We start from the raw sequence: 15,584 nt of genomic DNA, 5'->3' as shown, positions 1-15,584 counted from the left end.
GTGGGGAGGTGGCGATGCAGATTACAGGGCCTTGGACATTGGCGCAATTACAACAGTCGGGGGTGGATTTTGGCGTTCTCCCCATGCCTGCCCTCAAGACCCCTGCCAGCGCACTGGGGGGCGAAAATCTCTTTGTCTTTCGCTCAACACCCCAACGGGAAGAGGCAGCTCTAGCCTTCTTGAACTACGTTCTTAGTGAAGAATTTCAAACGGAGTGGGCTTTGGGCACAGGGTATTTGCCCATCAATGAACGGGTGCGGACCAACGATCGCTATCAGGCCTTTGTGGCCCAGCAACCTGCCCTCCGTGTCTTTTTGGATCAGATGGCTGCGGCTCAAGCACGCCCCAACTTTCGTGGCTATGCCCGCTTTTCCCAAACCCTTGGGCGAGCGATCGAAAGCGTTCTGCTTGGAAAATTAACCCCGAAAGCCGCAGTGGAAACTGCAGAGCAACGTTGGCAACTAATGCGCCCGCGTTAGACGCGTTAGAAAAGACTGCTCGCCGCCTTAACCATATTGGCTGGATTAAAGGCATCCATAGCAGCAGTGGCCTCATAACCACAGTGCACCATGCAGTCACGGCACTTGGGATTGCCACTTTTGTGGCCATACTTATCCCAGTCGGTATTTTCAATCAGTTCCTTCCACGTCTTGTAGTGCCCCTCGTTGAGGAGGTAGCAGGGTTTCTGCCAACCCAACACACTATAGCTGGGCATGCCCCAAGGGGTACACTCGTAGTCCTTTTCCCCCACAAGGAAATCAAGGAACAGGGGATTGTGGTTGAAATTCCACTTCTTCTGACCGGCACGGTAGGGGGCAAGGATTTCACGGAAGAGGGCACGGGTTTGCTCCCGCTTGAGGAAGTGCTCCTGATCCGGTGCCCATTCGTAGGCATAGCCGGGGGAGATCATCATGCCGTCTACGCCTAGGGAACTGACAAAATCAAAGAATTCCTGGATTTCCTTGGGATCCACCCCTTCAAAAATCGTCGTGTTGGTGGTGACCCGGAAGCCCTTGGCTTTAGCCGCTTTGATTGCTTTGACAGCCGTGTCAAAGACCCCTTGACGAGCCACACATTTGTCGTGCCACTCCCGCAGACCATCGAGGTGAACGCTGAAGCTAAAGTAGGGGGAGGGCTTGAACCTATGGAGATTTTCCTCTAGGAGAATACCATTGGTACACAGGTAAACAAACTTCCGCCGTGCCACCAAGCCACTGACAATTTCATCAATTTGCGGGTGCAGCAGGGGTTCCCCGCCGGGAATGGCGACAATTGGCGCACCACATTCCTCAACGGCCTGGAAGCACTCCTCCGGGGTGAGATATTTGCGCAGGACCTCAAGGGGATGCTGAATTTTACCACAACCGGAACAGGCCAGATTACAGCGAAAGAGAGGCTCAAGCATCAAGGTGAGGGGAAAGCGCTTTTTGCCCTGTAGGCGTTGCGAGATGATATAGGTTGCGACTTCCACTGCCTGCTTGATGTGGACTCCCATGGGCAATTCTCCTCAATGTGGCTAATTTTTTAGCCAAAGCGCTTAATAACAGATGCTTAATAGTTGTAGCAGCTTTGTGGGCGATCGCCAAAGTGTCCTATCAGGTTTGCAAAGTGGCACACTATGCTTGCGCTCAAGAGGGTTAGGGGCAGCGACGGTGAAAATTTTTGCAGAATTCCCTAGCTAATCTTGACAGAGAGCCCTATAATCAGGGAACATTAGAGGTACTGTAGAAAATTCCTGTTGCTTAACCTCCATCGCTTAAGAAACCAAAGGTTAAGCATAGACTTTCGTAAAGGCTGGCATGGGGTGACATCTTTCCTTTCTGCAAATCGTGCAGAGTTTTTTAGGTATCACCATAGCTGCGTTTCGCGTTCCAATGCCAACCCGCCTCTACAGGAACCCTTTTCCCAACCATCTTAAAGCCAAACTTGCACACGTCCCTTACAGGGGCAAGAGTGGCTAAGTACTGTGCGAAATGCCTTTAGCCAATTGATGCTGACGTTTATTTTGTTAAGAAATTCTAAGGATAATGGATGCCTAAGCAAATTATTATTGCCGAGGAACATCGGCTAGCGGCGGTCTTTGCCGAAGATCAAATTCAAGAATTAATCGTAGCCACGGGAACCCATCAGGTGGGGGACATCTACCTTGGGGTTGTTGAAAACGTCCTGCCGGGCATTGATGCTGCCTTTGTCAACTTGGGGGACGCCTCCCGCAATGGCTTTATCCATGTCAGTGACCTTGGCCCATTGCGCCTGAAGCGAACTGCTGGGGCAATCACGGAATTGCTGGCACCACAGCAAAAAGTACTGGTTCAGGTGATGAAGGAACCCACGGGCACCAAGGGGCCCCGGCTCACAGGAAATATATCGTTGCCCGGACGCTATCTCGTGCTGATGCCCTACGGTCGGGGGGTGAATCTATCGCGACGAATTACCAATGAAGCGGAACGGCATCGGCTACGCGCCTTGGGTATTTTGGTCAAACCTGCGGGTATGGGGCTCCTGGTGCGCACCGAGGCTGAGGGGGTCTCCGAAGAGGCCATTCTTGAGGATCTCGAACTCCTGCAACGGCAGTGGGAAGCGATTCAACAGCAAGCAGCCTCCAGCCGTCCTCCCCAGCTTCTAGGACGGGATGATGACTTTATCCAAAAAGTGCTGCGGGATGTCTATAGCAGCGATGTCAACCGCATTGTGGTGGATACTCCCGATGGGGTCAAACGGGTCAAACAGCATCTGAAAAATTGGAATGTCAATAGAGCCGTGGGGGTTCTCATTGACTATCACCAAGAACCGATTCCCATTTTGGATTACTTCCGGGTGAATGCTGCCATCCGTGAAGCCCTTAAACCCCGCGTGGATTTGCCCTCCGGTGGCTATATCATCATTCAACCGACAGAGGCATTGACGGTCATTGATGTTAACTCCGGTTCATTCACCAGTTCAGCCACCTCGCGGGAAACAGTACTGTGGACGAACTGCGAAGCGGCTACGGAAATTGCTCGCCAACTGCGACTGCGCAATATTGCTGGCGTGATCATTGTCGATTTTATTGATATGGATTCCCGCCGCGATCAGTTGCAACTGCTGGAGCACTTTAGTAAAGCCCTGCGTGCGGATAAAGCCCGTCCCCAAATTGCTCAACTCTCAGAACTGGGGCTGGTGGAGCTGACTCGCAAACGCCAAGGCCAAAATATCTATGAACTCTTTGGTCGTCCCTGTAGTGCCTGTGGTGGCTTGGGTCACTTGGTGCATTTACCCGGTGAACCGGAGGATAGCCCCGGCGAAATTGTTGAGCGATCGCCGATACCGCGTCCACCCGAGCCACGTCGCAATTTGGAACCTCCCACTGAGCCCAACGGCTTTGCCAGTAGCAGCCTAGAGACTCAACTCATTAACCACCCCGACTATCAAGCGGTGGGGGGGGTTCGCCCCCGTTCTTCCCGCAGTAGTCATCCCCCAACCCCACGCAGCCCTCGCCGTACCCCTGAAAATGGTAATGGCCGCAAGGTGGTTACCCCGCCTCCAGAAACAGCTCCGCCGCCAGTGGTTAAAGTGGAGAGCCGTCCGCCGCGCCCTACCCGTCCGAGCCGCTCTGAACCAGCGGAAGTGATTACCGTAACAATGACGGATCAAGAGCAGGCGGTCTATGCGGAGATGGGGATTTCACCCTTGGTTCTCTATCCTGAAGAGGTGAAAAATCCGCGGGGAACAATTGTTATGGTGGCACGCCCCGGCCAAGACCCCCTACCCCTACCCCAGAAAACAAGGCGGCCCGTTAGTGAGGGAGGGCCAGAGGAGGCCCCAGAGACTCCTGATGAGCTGCCCTCCCCTGGGGTCAGCACGATTAATGTGCAGCCAATTCCGGCCACCGCGCTGCTCAATAGCAGTGAGCCAGAAGTGAGTACTGAGGTGGAATCCGTTGGTGAAGCATCCACCCCAGAGGCCTCTGTACCCGTGGGTCGGCGGCGGCGGCGACGGGTGACCAGTAGCGAGCAACTCTCCCTTGATGCCAACGCCTAGGTGCAGTAATGTTGGGGCAACTCCACCCTGACCTCATCCAAGAGTGGCTTGAGGCGGCTGCAACAGAAATTTCCAAGGGGGAACCGCTTCAGCGCCTACCAGGGGTGAGGTCTGAGGCCTTTGCCTTTGCGGTGGTGACACCGGAGCAACAGTTTACCCTTGGGCATTCCCGTTTGCGCTTTCCTTTGATGAGTGCGATTAAGCCCTTTTTACTGCTGTATGCCTTGACGCTGTGGCAGGAGGAGGTGTGGACGTGGGTGGGGCAGCGCCCCTCAGATTACCCCTATAACTCTGTGTTGCAGTTAACCCTCGATCAGGGGTGGCCGCGCAATCCTATGATCAATAGTGGGGCGATCGCCCTCGCGAGCCAGTTGGCCCATGTTGGTGGTGCTACGGCCCTTCAAACTTGGCTTAATGAGTGTGCTGGTACGCAGTTCCAGGTGGACCAGGAGGTCTTAGGGGCAGTCCGTTGCCATCCCAACTGGCAAAATCGCACCCTTGCCCACTTTTTAGTCGAGTCTGGACGCATTGCCGATGCGGAGGTTGCCCTTGAGATCTACAATCAGGTGTGCTGTTTCCAAGGAACCATTGAGGAAGTGGGTCGCTTGGGTCTCCTATTAGCACTGCCCCATGCCAAGGTGAGCGATCGCCATCGTCAGCAGGTGAATGTGCTCATGCTCACCTGTGGCCTCTACGAGGACTCCCCCCGCTATGGCCTAGAAATTGGCTTGCCTCTGAAATCGGGTGTCAGTGGCGTGATTTTGGCCATTGTGCCGCGACAGGGGGCGATCGCCTGCTATAGTCCACCCCTCGACAAGAGTGGCAACTCCCTTTTGGGTCTATACTTGCTCCAGCGCATCAGCCGTCACCTCGGCCTCAGTCCCTTGGGCTAACTGCACCACCAAGCGGCGATCGGGTTCTTCACCGTGGCTAAAGGTTTCCAGGCGATCGCTCTCTAGCTTAATGAGACTGTGAACAACACGCCGCTCCGCTGCTGAAAGGGAGCAAATTTCAAGAGGTTTACCAGTCTTGAGGACTCGGGCCGCCACCTGATGGGCAATCTCCTGCAACTGGCGATAACGAGCACGGCGATAGCCCGCCAACTCCAAGGTAAAAGCCGTTTGCTCCTCCCGCGATCGCCCCAAATTCAACGTAGCATTGAGCAGATATTGCAGCGCATCGAGGGCTTGGGCATTGTTGGCCAGCAGTGACTCAATTTGCGCAGCACTGAGGGACTGGCGATCAATTTCTAGCCAGTAGCCCGGCACCACGCCTGCCAAAGGCGACTCCACCACGGCAACGGTTGTCTTGAAGCCTGCTAAAGCAAGCGCCTGTTCCAGCCATGCACACCCCGCAGCAATTGGATCAGCGGTCATGCCTCCCCTCAACTTGATGGATTACGCTTGACTTTGGTGGCCTTAGCACCTTTAGCCCCCTTCCCCTCAAAGGGAAGAGCAGCACGATTTTTGAGGGCTTCAGCCCGTTCCTGCTCCTCCACAAGTTTTTGTAGATGCTCTGGTAGCGGCTCCCGTTGGAGAATAAAGGTTTGCACCGTCTGGAAGATGTTGGCTATGAGCATATAGAGCAGTACCCCGGCCGGCAGCGGGAAAAAGAGAAACATCCCAGAGAAGATGATCGGTGTTAATTGATTAACAGTTTGCTGCTGCGGGTTGTTGCTGCTGCCTTGGCCAGAGAGCAACTGATTGACATAGAGACTGACGCCAAAGCCAAGGATCATAATGAGAATATCCCAGTGGATCGCGCCCCAATTAAACTGGCGTGTGCCGTCGGGCAGCGCCATGAAGAGTTCCCCCTGATCTACGACACCCACATGGCCAAGGGCAGAGATAAAGAGGAAACCTTTATCAGCAGCAATCCCCGGAATTGTTCCCTGAACTGTTACCTCACCGGGTTGCAGGGCTTGTAGATGACCTTCGCTATCAATGGTTGCTCGCTCTTGACCGCGAAGAATTTGCCACTTTGGTTGCAAGTGACTATTGGGATACGCCGCCACCAGTTCACTATAGGGTTTACCCTCCTTGGTTTGGAACTGCAGATCCACCACTTGACCGACTGGAATCCTGGTACCGCTGGGAACCACCGCTTGAATCGGGAAGTGTACCCCTTCGTCAACGTAGATATTTTGCGGTTTGGTGGCAAAGGGCTGGGCTAAGACAGCTTGCTCCGGGGGAACAATTTGCAGGTTGATTTGGTAGTTCACATCGGCAAAAGGTGATCCGCGCAGCGTTGCAAAGAGGGCAAAGAGAATCGGCAACTGCAACAGCAGAGGGAAGCATCCCGCCAAGGGATTGCCAAACTCCCTATAGACCTCTGCCATTGCCTTTTGCTGTTCCGCAGGATTGTCCTTGTATTTCTGTTGGATTTCCTGCATCCGTTTTTGCATGATCGGCTGGACAACCTTCATGCGCCGCATATTGCGAATTGACCCGGCACTCAGGGGATAGACGGCAAGGCGCACCACCAGTGTCAGAGCCACAATAGCAAGGCCATAGCTGGGCACAATCCCATAGAAAAAATCAAGGATTGGCAGCATGACATTGTTGGAGAGGAAACCGATACCAAAATCCATGGAATCCTGCAATTAGGGGTGAACAGTTAACAGAACTATCTTAGGTCCTAAGAACCAATCGCGCCACTGACACTTTTGGCAGCGGGACTCAATTTGGTAGAAATATAGTCGTAAATTTCACGGAAGCGGGGGACAGCGCGCATTTCTAAGCGGCTACCATCTTTGAGGGTCACAACCATATCGCCGTAGGCGCCCCAGCCGCGAGGAACGGTGACGACTTTGGTGATTTCGCTATAAATGACATCGGAGCGATCGCGCCCCAGCCAGCCGCCAATCACCGTAATCCGCCGATTCGTAATGCGGTACCGCAGCCAGAGAGCACGGACAATGGCACCCGCAGTCAGGGGCAGACAGATCACCGTTAGCCCCAACAGCAAGTTGATCACCAAGTCACCCCAATGGGGACCGCCTTCGTAGAAAACATCTTCGGAAATTCCCGGCATCGTCAGTATCCCTGCTTTGGCCATTAACTGCGTCAATTCAGCGCGACAGTCTTCGTCACTCACTTGCAGTGCCGCCTGACGCACTACCACAATCATATCCCACCCTGCAGCTATCTGCGGTAAGAGGGGGCGAATCACCCGCCGCCATTGCCGCTTCAAACGGTTCCGATCAACGGCTCGCTTGCTGACCTTTTTACTGACCACAATACCCAGCCGTGGTGCTTCCCTAGCGGATTGGGGCGCCAGCCAAAGAACAGCCAGTTTGCCGTGGTGGACAGTTTTGTGTTGATAGACGCGGTCAAAATCATGGCGATCGCGCAGGCGATGTTGACGCGGCAACACTAGACGGTAAGCCGTGCCCGTCCCTTACGCCGCCGTGCCTTGATGACGTTCTGACCCGATTTGGTACGCATGCGCGCGCGGAACCCGGAGGTGCGTTTACGTTTGCGGACAGTGCCGCCCAGTGTACGTTGCGTCATGGCTGTTGCAGTTATGATGGTTGATTAGAAAAAAACACTGCCCCAGAGGGCACGCCCTAGTCAGTCGTTAGAGCGATCTACAATCATATCACTTCCCGTGAGGCAGCGGTAGTCCTGTGGGGCTATTGCCCTCTGCCTCGTGATGCCTATCATTGCTCACATCCTACGGACGAGGTTTGCGTGATTAGCTCTGCCGAAAATCTCTGGCACCAAATTTTGGAGCGGTTGCAACTGTTACTCAGTCGACCGACCTTTGAAACTTGGATTAAGACGGCAACGGTGCAGTCCTTTGATGGCCAGACCTTGACTATTTGCACCCCCAATCCCTTTGCCCGCAATTGGCTGCAAAAGTACTATTTGAAAACCATTGCCGATGTGGCACGGGAAATTATTGGTCAGCCCGTGGAGATTGAGCTGGCGATCGCCCAAGGGGCAGAGCACGATACCAGCATTCGCCCCACCAGTCGTGCTGAAGTAGAGGCCACCCCCCCTGTGGCTCGCCATCGCGGCAGTGAACTGAATCCCAAGTATGTCTTTTCCCGCTATGTTGTTGGCCCCAATAACCGCATGGCCCATGCCGCCTGCTTGGCGGTGGCAGAATCACCGGGGCGGGAGTTTAATCCCCTCTTTCTCTGTGGCGGTGTTGGCTTGGGCAAGACCCATCTCATGCAGGCGATCGGTCACTATCGCTTAGAAATTGACCCCAATGCCAAGATCTTCTACGTCTCCACCGAGCAGTTTACGAATGATTTGATTGCTGCCATCCGCAAAGACAGTATGCAGAGCTTCCGCGAGCACTATCGGGCAGTGGATGTGATGCTCGTGGACGACATTCAATTTATTGAGGGCAAAGAATACACCCAAGAGGAGTTTTTCCACACCTTCAACACGCTGCACGAAGCTGGTAAGCAGGTGGTCTTGGCCAGCGATCGCCCCCCCAGTCAAATTCCCCGACTGCAAGAGCGCCTGTGCTCCCGCTTTTCCATGGGACTCATTGCCGATATTCAACCCCCGGACTTGGAAACCCGCATGGCCATTCTCCAGAAAAAGGCAGAGTACGAGAATATCCGCCTGCCGCGGGAGGTGATTGAGTATATTGCCGCCAGCTACACTTCCAACATCCGGGAACTAGAGGGGGCACTGATTCGAGCGGTAGCCTATATTTCCATTTCTGGGTTGCCGATGACTGTGGAAAACATTGCCCCAGTCCTGAGTCCCACGGTGCGCAAAATTGAAACCTCCCCAGAGGTCATCCTGAAGGTGGTCTCTGAAGTCCTCAATGTCTCCATCAGTGATCTCAAGGGCAACTCTCGCCGCCGCGAAATTAGCATGGCTCGTCAGGTGGGGATGTATCTAATGCGCCAATACACGGGCTTGAGTCTGCCGAAAATTGGTGAAGAGTTTGGCGGCAAAGATCACACCACCGTCATGTATAGCTGCGACAAGGTGGCCGAACTGCAACGGACCGATCCAGAAATGGGCAGCCTGCTGCGGCAACTCAGCGATCGCATTAATTTGGCCAGCCGTTCCACAGAGCCATAGTGCCTAGAGCCTTCCTATGCCAAGATAAAAGCCAAGACAAAAACCGTCTTGAAAGGGGTATGAATGCACATCCTCATTCCTGCCGCCGGCATGGGTAAACGCATGGGGGCAAACCACAATAAACTGCGGTTGCAACTCTTGGGTAAGCCCCTTTTGGCATGGACATTAGAAGCGGTGGCGGCTGCCGAAGCGATTGAATGGATTGGGGTGATTGGCCAGCCAGAGGACTTTCCCCTTTGGGAAGCCCTCCTGGGGGAATTGAACCTACGGCAGCCCGTCCATCTCATCGCAGGGGGGCAGACCCGTCAAGCCTCAGTGTTTCATGGGTTACAGGCACTTCCCGAAACGGCTGAGCGGGTGCTGATCCATGATGGTGCCCGCTGTCTTGCCACCCCCAATCTGATTAATCGCTGTGCCCAAGCCCTAGGGACCTATGCGGGCTTAATTGCAGCGGTGCCCGTCAAAGATACAATTAAAATCGTTAATCGCGAAGGCGTTGTTGTCCAAACCCCAGAGCGAGACTCCCTTTGGGCCGCCCAAACTCCCCAAGGCTTTCGCGTCGAACCCTTGCGTATTGCCCATGAAATGGCTGTGGCTAAGGGCTGGGAAGTCACAGACGATGCTGCCCTCTTTGAACGCCTCGGCTATGCCGTACATATTGTTTTAGGCGAAGAAACAAATCTCAAGATAACCACCCCTAGCGACCTACCCCTTGCAGAACGAATCTTGGAGCATCGCCGGGAGCAAGACCAGAATGCCCTAGGCTAAAGTTTCCGGACAGTAGCCCAAGCCTTGAATAAACTGTTTGCGAAATGCCTCAATGTCATCGTAGTGGGGGTAGCCGTGGGAAACAATCGCCACTTGGTAACGGCGCATAACATCCACCATTGATTGGCCGGTTTCCAGGGCCCAGAATGCCATTTTGAGGGCGATCCCTGGTGTGTAGGAGAATCCCACCTCGTTCAAGAAGGCCCGGAAATCCCCTGCTTCTTTGTCGCTGAGAGGCGAATGCATTTTGATGCGGATTACCCACCCATCCACTTGATGAATCACGGTAACAAACTGAACTGGTAGCTTGGCGTATTCATGCAAGAACTGCACAACCCGCAGGGTAAGGCTGGCATTGTTAAGGTGATAAATGAAATCCATGGTGTTAACCTCTTACCCTTGATACCTTCATTTTCCGTGGCCGGGGGGGCGATCGCCTAGGGGAATTGTCCGCAATTTGTTGGGGGAACCTCCCTATCCTTAGGCCTGAGATAGTCGCTGCCGGGGAGTGCCACTGAGGAGATCATGGGCCGCTTGTAAAATCCTTGGAATCTTTTGCCGATGGGGACTGTGCTGTAAACAGGGGCCTAAATCCAAGTCTTTGATCCGTGCAGCATTTGCTCCCGGAAACCAGTGGCCACCGTTGCCCAGCAGGTTATAGCGCATACGGGCATAGTCCAGCAAATCGTAGGCCTGTACTAGGTTCCACAGCCAGAGAATGACGGGGATATTCACTTCACCGGGGGTGTGCTGGTAGTCTGGCAGTCCCTCATGCCAAGTGTGGTACCAGTCTTCCCCCAAGCGGTCAATGGCGGCTTGCTCCAGCCGTGCCAAGATCGGCGGTAGAATCTCACCTGCCTGATCCAGCAGCTCGAGGGCCTTGAGATGTTCATCAAAGTCACGGGGACGAGCAGCACCGATACTCAGGGTGTGCACCTGGGAATGGGAGAGGCAAAAGAGATCGTTAAAGACCATTGGGCTTAAGGGGGCACACAGTTCCACAAGGCGTTGGGGTGGTTTGTAGAGCATTCCCCCTTTGTCTGCTGGGCTAATGATAAAAACCCCCATATCATGGGCTTGAGCATCGAGGAGGGCGGGCCAATTCTGTTGATTGATGTAGTACCAGTGCAGATTAACGTAATCAAAGACATCGCTGGCGATCGCCTGGCGAATCACCTCTAAGCTGCCATGGGTAGAAAAACCAATGAAGCGAATCTTACCTGATGCTTGCCATTCCCGCGCCACGTCCAAGCATCCCCCGGGCCGCAGTACTTGCTCTAGATGCTCCGGTAGGTTTAGGCCATGGATAGCGAGTAAGTCAATGTAGTCTAACTCGAGATTCCGCAGTGACGTTTCTAGGGTTTCCCGAAATTCCTTGGCAGTGGGTCGCGGCCCCACCTTGGTTTGGACAATGAGCTTTTCGCGGGGCAGCCGCGGTAGAATTTTCCCCAACTGAATTTCAGAGGTGCCATAGCCGCGCGCTGTTTCAATGTGGGTGATGCCTAGCTCCAGAGCACGCTGAATGGTTGCCTCTAGGTTGCGTTGATTTTCTGCGGGAATGGTACTGGGATTGACATCCTGCCAAGAAAACTGATAGCGCATGCCGCCACAGGAAAAGACAGGCATTGGCAGTTCGGTACGACCAAAGCGACGGTAGCGCATACTGCACTCAACGAGAGTTCCTTTACTATTGTCTCGTACTGAGGAAACCCAGCAGCCAACACCCGCTATTCCTTTGAGCTAGGCTAGAAGAAATCACCGCAATTCTTTGTGTATGTCCCAAGGGAAAAGTCATTCTCTGCTGCCCCTACTCCTTTCCCTGCTGGCTACCCTCGGACTTCTGGGCATTGCTGGGGGGGCTGGTGCTTCGCCTCATCAATAACGGCGGAACCATGGGTAATGGCCGTCTCAATTTAGGAGCCAAGGGTCAATCCACCTTTACCCAGGTGAAGAATGTCCCCAGCGGTCTTTTTAATTACGGCGGTAGCACCACTTGGGCACCCATTCGCCGCGATGTCAATCCGCTGCTGCAAGCGGCTTGGCCCAATTTTCAACTGCGCTACGTAGACCCGCCCACAGGGACACCGGGATCGGGCAGGGGCATCCGCATGCTATTGAATGATCAACTGTCTTTCTCACAATCTTCCCGTCCCCTCAACGAGGAAGAGTTAGCCAAGGCGGCGGCTCGGGGCATGAAATTAACTGCCATTCCCGTTGCCATTGATGGGCTGGCGATCGCCGTCAATCCGAGGCTAGAGATTCCTGGACTGACCGTGCAACAAGTGGTGGATATTTATACGGGCAAAGTAACCAATTCGCAGCAGGTGGGTAGCCCCAACCAAAGGATTATCCCCTTCTCTCGCCGTCCGGAAGATGGTGGCACCGTTGAATACTTTATCCAAGAAGTGCTTGGGAAGCAGCCCTTTGGTTGCAATGTGGTTATGGTTCGGGATACTACCGATGGCCTACGGTGTGTTGCCGCGACACTGGGGAGCATTTACTATGCCTCTGCTCCAGAAGTGGTGGGTCAGTGCAGTGTCCACCCGCTTCCCCTCGGTCGCCAAGCCAATCAATATGTGCCTCCCTATCAAGAACCCTACGTTCCTGTGGAGCGTTGCCCCCAAGAGCGCCACCAACTGAATCACCGTGTATTTCAACAGGGGACTTATCCAATTACCCGCCGCCTATTTGTGATTGCCAAGGCGGACAATAGCCTCGATGCCAAGGCAGGCCGTGCCTATGCTGATCTCTTACTGACTGATCAAGGACAAGCGGCCATTGAAAAAGCAGGGTTTGTGCGCCTGCGCTAGGGGGCGATCGCCCACTGAATAAGCCTTTAGACAAAATCAGCATTCTGGCACCGCCACCCCAGATAATAGATCTTGCCACCTGCTTCTTAATCTGGATCCATGACCTACAAGCGACTCAGTGACAGCGAACGCCAGCGCGTCTTTCAACAGTACACTGCCGGACAAACGATCAAGGCGCTGGCAGCGGCATTTGGTGTTAGTGAAAACACAATTCGGCGTGTGATCAAACAAATGGAAGAGGAAGCGGCTGCCCCTGAAGCCCCTCTACTGGCTGTAGCGACGACGGATGAAGTGCCAGAGGAAGAGGATCTAGAAGAAGATGTAGAGACGCCAGAGGCCGTTGTTCTCGATGAGGATGACTACAGCGATGCAGCGGACGATGATCTCGAAGACGAGGATGAAGAGGAACTGGATGGTGACATTCCTCTCCCCGATCTCACCGATGTGGAAGTGGTGCAGTCCGTCGAGGTCATTCCCCTTTCCGAAGCGGTGCTGCCCCGTCCCTGCTACGTTGTCGTCGATCGGCGGGCGGAACTGCTCACCCGCCCCCTAGAAGCCTTTCGCGGTTTAGGTGCCCTCTCCAGTGAGGAAGCGCAACAAAGTACCCTACCCATTTTCGATAGCCGCCCTGTGGCTCTGCGCTATTCCCAACAAAACCAACGCCTCTATAAGGCCAGTGATGTCCAGTGGCGCAAGACCGTTGTCAAGGTACCTGACGGTGAAATGCTGCGGAAAGTGCGCAGCTATCTTCAGTCCAAAGGGATTACCCGCTTGCTTTACCATGGGCGGGTGTATGCCCTCGATTAAGGTAAGCTAGGGGCATTGATAATAGTGGGGGCAATTGCCCTAGACGTTTAAGGAGATTGGTAAAAGTTTTATGAAAGCAATGATCTTGGCGGCTGGAAAGGGCACGCGGGTACGCCCGATTACATACACCATTCCGAAGCCAATGATCCCAATTTTGCAAAAGCCCGTGATGGAATTTCTAGTGGAACTCCTGCGTCAGCATGGGTTTAACCAAATTATGGTAAATGTGAGCCACCTCGCCCATGAAATTGAAAGCTACTTTCAGGATGGGCAGCGGTTTGGAGTGGACATTGCCTATTCCTTTGAGGGCTATATCAAGGATGGCGAACTCGTTGGTAAAGCCCTAGGGTCTGCAGGGGGGATCAAGCGAATTCAGGATTTTAACCCCTTTTTTGATGACACCTTTGTGGTGCTGTGTGGGGATGCCCTCATTGACTTGGATTTGACAGCGGCCGTGGCTTGGCACCGCCAAAAGGGGGCGATCGCCACCGTGATTATGAAAACAGTGCCCAAAGAGGACGTCTCGAGCTATGGCGTTGTTGTTACCGATGAGAGCGATCGCATTGTTGCCTTCCAAGAAAAACCCAGTGTTGAAGAAGCCTTGAGCAACCATATCAACACGGGGATTTATATTTTTGAGCCAGAAGTGATCGACTATATCCCCTCCAATCAGGAATACGACATTGGCAGCCAGCTTTTCCCCAAACTGGTGGAAATGGGTGCCCCCTTCTATGGCTTGGCGATGGACTTTGAATGGATTGACATTGGTAAAGTCCCCGACTATTGGCAAGCGGTGCGCGGTGTTCTCAATGGCACGATTAAAAATGTTTCGATTCCCGGCCATGAGCAATTTCCCGGCATTTATACGGGGCTGAATGTGGCCGTCAACTGGGATAAGGTCACGATCCAGGGACCGGTCTACATTGGCGGCATGACGAAGATTGAAGATGGAGCGACAATTATTGGACCGACGATGATTGGCCCCAATTGCCACATTTGCAGCGGTGCCGTCGTCGATAACTGTGTCATTTTTGAATATTCTCGCCTGGGTTCTGACGTTCGTCTTGTGGATAAATTGGTCTTTGGTCGCTACTGTGTTGATAAAACAGGTACAACCATTGACCTGAAGGCCGCTGCCCTCGATTGGTTGATTACCGATTCACGGCAAACGGATATTCAGCCGAGTCCCCTCGGGTTGAAGGAGATTGTGTCCTAGACCCCGCTCTACGCCCATGACATTTGCGAATCAGTTGCAAAGTGGTTTTACCCTTTTTTTGAGCCTACTGGTGGAGGCACTGCCGTTTCTACTGCTGGGCATTTTGCTCTCTAGCCTGCTGCTGCTATTTGTAGATGAGCAGGCACTGATTCGTCGCTTACCGCGATCGCCCCTGCTGGGGGCCTTGGTGGGCAGTTGCATCGGTTTTCTTTTTCCAGTGTGTGAGTGTGGCAATGTGCCAGTGGCGCGGCGATTACTGGTGCAGGGATTGCCCACATCCGTGGCCATTGGTTTTTTGTTGGCGGCACCCACAATCAACCCGATTGTGATTTGGGCAACTTGGACGGCCTTTCGCGATCAACCGGAGGTTGTTGTCTTCCGTGTCCTTTTTTCGCTGGCGATCGCCACCATTATTGGCTGGGTTTTTAGTTTCCAAAAGGATCTAACCCCCTTTTTGCAGCCCACGGTAACCAGTCTGATGCGTCGCCGCCAACCCCAGGCAACTGTTGTCCCTGCCCTGCTCCAGTCGGGCACCTACCTGTTGGGAACCCCCGGTCAACCCCTGGCCATGGAAACCCTAACGCTTTCGCCACCGACTGCAATGATTCCTTGGCAGCAACGCCTGCCCCAAGTCCTAGAGAATCTGGTGCAGGAATTTCGTGAATTGGGGGGGATTCTAGTTCTCGGTAGCCTAGTGGCAACAATTATTCAGGTGGCTGCTCCGCGGGAACTCATCCTTAGCCTTGGCCAAGGGCCAGTGAGCTCGATTGTGGCAATGATGATCCTGGGCACCGTGATTTCCATTTGCTCAACTGTTGATGCCTTCTTTGCCCTTGCCTTTGCTGCCACGTTTACGCCAGGGTCAATCCTTGCTTTTCTGGTCCTCGGGCCGATGGTCGATCTCAAGGG

15 protein-coding genes and 2 pseudogenes are annotated in these 15,584 nt (G+C 53.8%); 9 read left to right on the top strand and 8 right to left on the bottom strand.

Annotated features, from left to right (window positions below; all coding sequences use genetic code 11):
• The coding region (locus tag H8Q75_RS06960; protein ID WP_297040980.1) for an extracellular solute-binding protein at window positions 1-479 on the top strand (479 nt) is incomplete at its 5' end.
• Between the two features lie 5 nt (window positions 480-484).
• Here the strand turns inward: H8Q75_RS06960 and hpnH are convergent.
• Window positions 485-1,495, bottom strand: a complete 1,011-nt coding sequence (gene hpnH / locus H8Q75_RS06955) for an adenosyl-hopene transferase HpnH (RefSeq protein WP_024125987.1) — start codon at window positions 1,493-1,495, stop codon at window positions 485-487.
• Between the two features lie 536 nt (window positions 1,496-2,031).
• Between hpnH and H8Q75_RS06950 the strand changes: the two genes are divergently transcribed.
• The gene (locus H8Q75_RS06950) at window positions 2,032-4,020 is read left to right on the top strand and encodes an Rne/Rng family ribonuclease (protein ID WP_024125988.1); all 1,989 of its coding nucleotides are present in this window, start codon (window positions 2,032-2,034) and stop codon (window positions 4,018-4,020) included.
• 8 nt (window positions 4,021-4,028) lie between these two features.
• Complete coding sequence (locus H8Q75_RS06945) at window positions 4,029-4,913, top strand: glutaminase (protein WP_024125989.1); 885 nt, start codon at window positions 4,029-4,031, stop codon at window positions 4,911-4,913.
• Here the strand turns inward: H8Q75_RS06945 and H8Q75_RS06940 are convergent.
• The 5 genes and pseudogenes from H8Q75_RS06940 to rpmH all read right to left on the bottom strand — a co-directional run bounded on the left by H8Q75_RS06940 (window position 4,860) and on the right by rpmH (window position 7,532).
• Entirely contained in the window at window positions 4,860-5,396 is a 537-nt protein-coding gene (locus H8Q75_RS06940) for a R3H domain-containing nucleic acid-binding protein (protein ID WP_024125990.1), read from the bottom strand. The two genes, H8Q75_RS06945 and H8Q75_RS06940, sit on opposite strands and share 54 nt — an antisense overlap.
• A gap of 8 nt (window positions 5,397-5,404) precedes the next feature.
• Window positions 5,405-6,610 (bottom strand): membrane protein insertase YidC, encoded by a 1,206-nt coding sequence (gene yidC, locus H8Q75_RS06935; protein ID WP_024125991.1) that lies wholly within the window; start codon window positions 6,608-6,610, stop codon window positions 5,405-5,407.
• Between the two features lie 47 nt (window positions 6,611-6,657).
• Window positions 6,658-7,053 carry a PH domain-containing protein gene (locus H8Q75_RS06930; protein WP_041429969.1) on the bottom strand — a complete coding sequence of 132 codons (396 nt, stop codon included), beginning with the start codon at window positions 7,051-7,053 and terminating at the stop codon, window positions 6,658-6,660.
• Between the two features lie 21 nt (window positions 7,054-7,074).
• A pseudogene (rnpA, locus tag H8Q75_RS06925) lies at window positions 7,075-7,395 on the bottom strand (ribonuclease P protein component); the annotation flags it as partial.
• Window positions 7,395-7,532, bottom strand: coding sequence for a 50S ribosomal protein L34 (gene rpmH / locus H8Q75_RS06920; RefSeq protein WP_011056450.1), 138 nt, complete (start codon window positions 7,530-7,532; stop codon window positions 7,395-7,397). The pseudogene rnpA and the gene rpmH, both read right to left, overlap by 1 nt.
• Window positions 7,533-7,712: 180 nt before the next feature.
• On the opposite strand from rpmH, the gene dnaA reads away from it, so the two are divergent.
• A complete protein-coding gene (dnaA, locus tag H8Q75_RS06915) occupies window positions 7,713-9,074 on the top strand; it encodes a chromosomal replication initiator protein DnaA (protein ID WP_297040979.1) in 1,362 nt (453 codons plus the stop codon).
• Between the two features lie 63 nt (window positions 9,075-9,137).
• A complete protein-coding gene (gene ispD / locus H8Q75_RS06910; protein WP_024123818.1) occupies window positions 9,138-9,842 on the top strand; it encodes a 2-C-methyl-D-erythritol 4-phosphate cytidylyltransferase in 705 nt (234 codons plus the stop codon).
• On the opposite strand, the gene H8Q75_RS06905 is transcribed toward ispD, so the two are convergent.
• Together H8Q75_RS06905 and H8Q75_RS06900 are read right to left on the bottom strand one after the other, a co-directional pair.
• Window positions 9,834-10,223 carry a hypothetical protein gene (locus H8Q75_RS06905; protein WP_024123819.1) on the bottom strand — a complete coding sequence of 130 codons (390 nt, stop codon included), beginning with the start codon at window positions 10,221-10,223 and terminating at the stop codon, window positions 9,834-9,836. The genes ispD and H8Q75_RS06905 overlap by 9 nt on opposite strands.
• Window positions 10,224-10,322: 99 nt before the next feature.
• Entirely contained in the window at window positions 10,323-11,504 is a 1,182-nt protein-coding gene (locus H8Q75_RS06900) for an aldo/keto reductase (protein WP_297040978.1), read from the bottom strand.
• Window positions 11,505-11,616: 112 nt separating this feature from the next.
• Here H8Q75_RS06900 and H8Q75_RS06895 point away from each other — a divergent pair.
• The 4 genes and pseudogenes from H8Q75_RS06895 to H8Q75_RS06880 all read left to right on the top strand — a co-directional run.
• Window positions 11,617-12,652: pseudogene (locus H8Q75_RS06895) on the top strand (PstS family phosphate ABC transporter substrate-binding protein).
• A 99-nt stretch (window positions 12,653-12,751) separates the two neighbouring features.
• On the top strand, window positions 12,752-13,459 hold the full coding sequence (locus H8Q75_RS06890; RefSeq protein ID WP_024123822.1) for a helix-turn-helix domain-containing protein: 708 nt from the start codon (window positions 12,752-12,754) through the stop codon (window positions 13,457-13,459).
• 70 nt (window positions 13,460-13,529) lie between these two features.
• On the top strand, window positions 13,530-14,675 hold the full coding sequence (locus H8Q75_RS06885; RefSeq protein WP_024123823.1) for an NDP-sugar synthase: 1,146 nt from the start codon (window positions 13,530-13,532) through the stop codon (window positions 14,673-14,675).
• A gap of 16 nt (window positions 14,676-14,691) precedes the next feature.
• Window positions 14,692-15,584: permease (locus H8Q75_RS06880; protein WP_297040976.1), on the top strand; the 893-nt coding region annotated here is incomplete at its 3' end.

Origin of the sequence: Thermosynechococcus sp. OHK43, from assembly GCF_014466085.1 — a bacterium.
Taxonomy (GTDB): Bacteria; Cyanobacteriota; Cyanobacteriia; order Thermosynechococcales; family Thermosynechococcaceae; genus Thermosynechococcus.
The sequence above is the reverse complement of the archived record's forward strand: the minus strand, read 5'-3'. Positions and strand labels throughout refer to the sequence as shown.

Coding starts and splice junctions, on each gene's coding strand:
- hpnH (WP_024125987.1), bottom strand. CDS start 1,495: ATGGGAGTCCACATCAAGCAGGCAGTGGAAGTCGCAACCTATATCATC.
- H8Q75_RS06950 (WP_024125988.1), top strand. CDS start 2,032: ATGCCTAAGCAAATTATTATTGCCGAGGAACATCGGCTAGCGGCGGTC.
- H8Q75_RS06945 (WP_024125989.1), top strand. CDS start 4,029: ATGTTGGGGCAACTCCACCCTGACCTCATCCAAGAGTGGCTTGAGGCG.
- H8Q75_RS06940 (WP_024125990.1), bottom strand. CDS start 5,396: ATGACCGCTGATCCAATTGCTGCGGGGTGTGCATGGCTGGAACAGGCG.
- yidC (WP_024125991.1), bottom strand. CDS start 6,610: ATGGATTTTGGTATCGGTTTCCTCTCCAACAATGTCATGCTGCCAATC.
- H8Q75_RS06930 (WP_041429969.1), bottom strand. CDS start 7,053: ATGCCGGGAATTTCCGAAGATGTTTTCTACGAAGGCGGTCCCCATTGG.
- rpmH (WP_011056450.1), bottom strand. CDS start 7,532: ATGACGCAACGTACACTGGGCGGCACTGTCCGCAAACGTAAACGCACC.
- ispD (WP_024123818.1), top strand. CDS start 9,138: ATGCACATCCTCATTCCTGCCGCCGGCATGGGTAAACGCATGGGGGCA.
- H8Q75_RS06905 (WP_024123819.1), bottom strand. CDS start 10,223: ATGGATTTCATTTATCACCTTAACAATGCCAGCCTTACCCTGCGGGTT.
- H8Q75_RS06900 (WP_297040978.1), bottom strand. CDS start 11,504: ATGCGCTACCGTCGCTTTGGTCGTACCGAACTGCCAATGCCTGTCTTT.
- H8Q75_RS06890 (WP_024123822.1), top strand. CDS start 12,752: ATGACCTACAAGCGACTCAGTGACAGCGAACGCCAGCGCGTCTTTCAA.
- H8Q75_RS06885 (WP_024123823.1), top strand. CDS start 13,530: ATGAAAGCAATGATCTTGGCGGCTGGAAAGGGCACGCGGGTACGCCCG.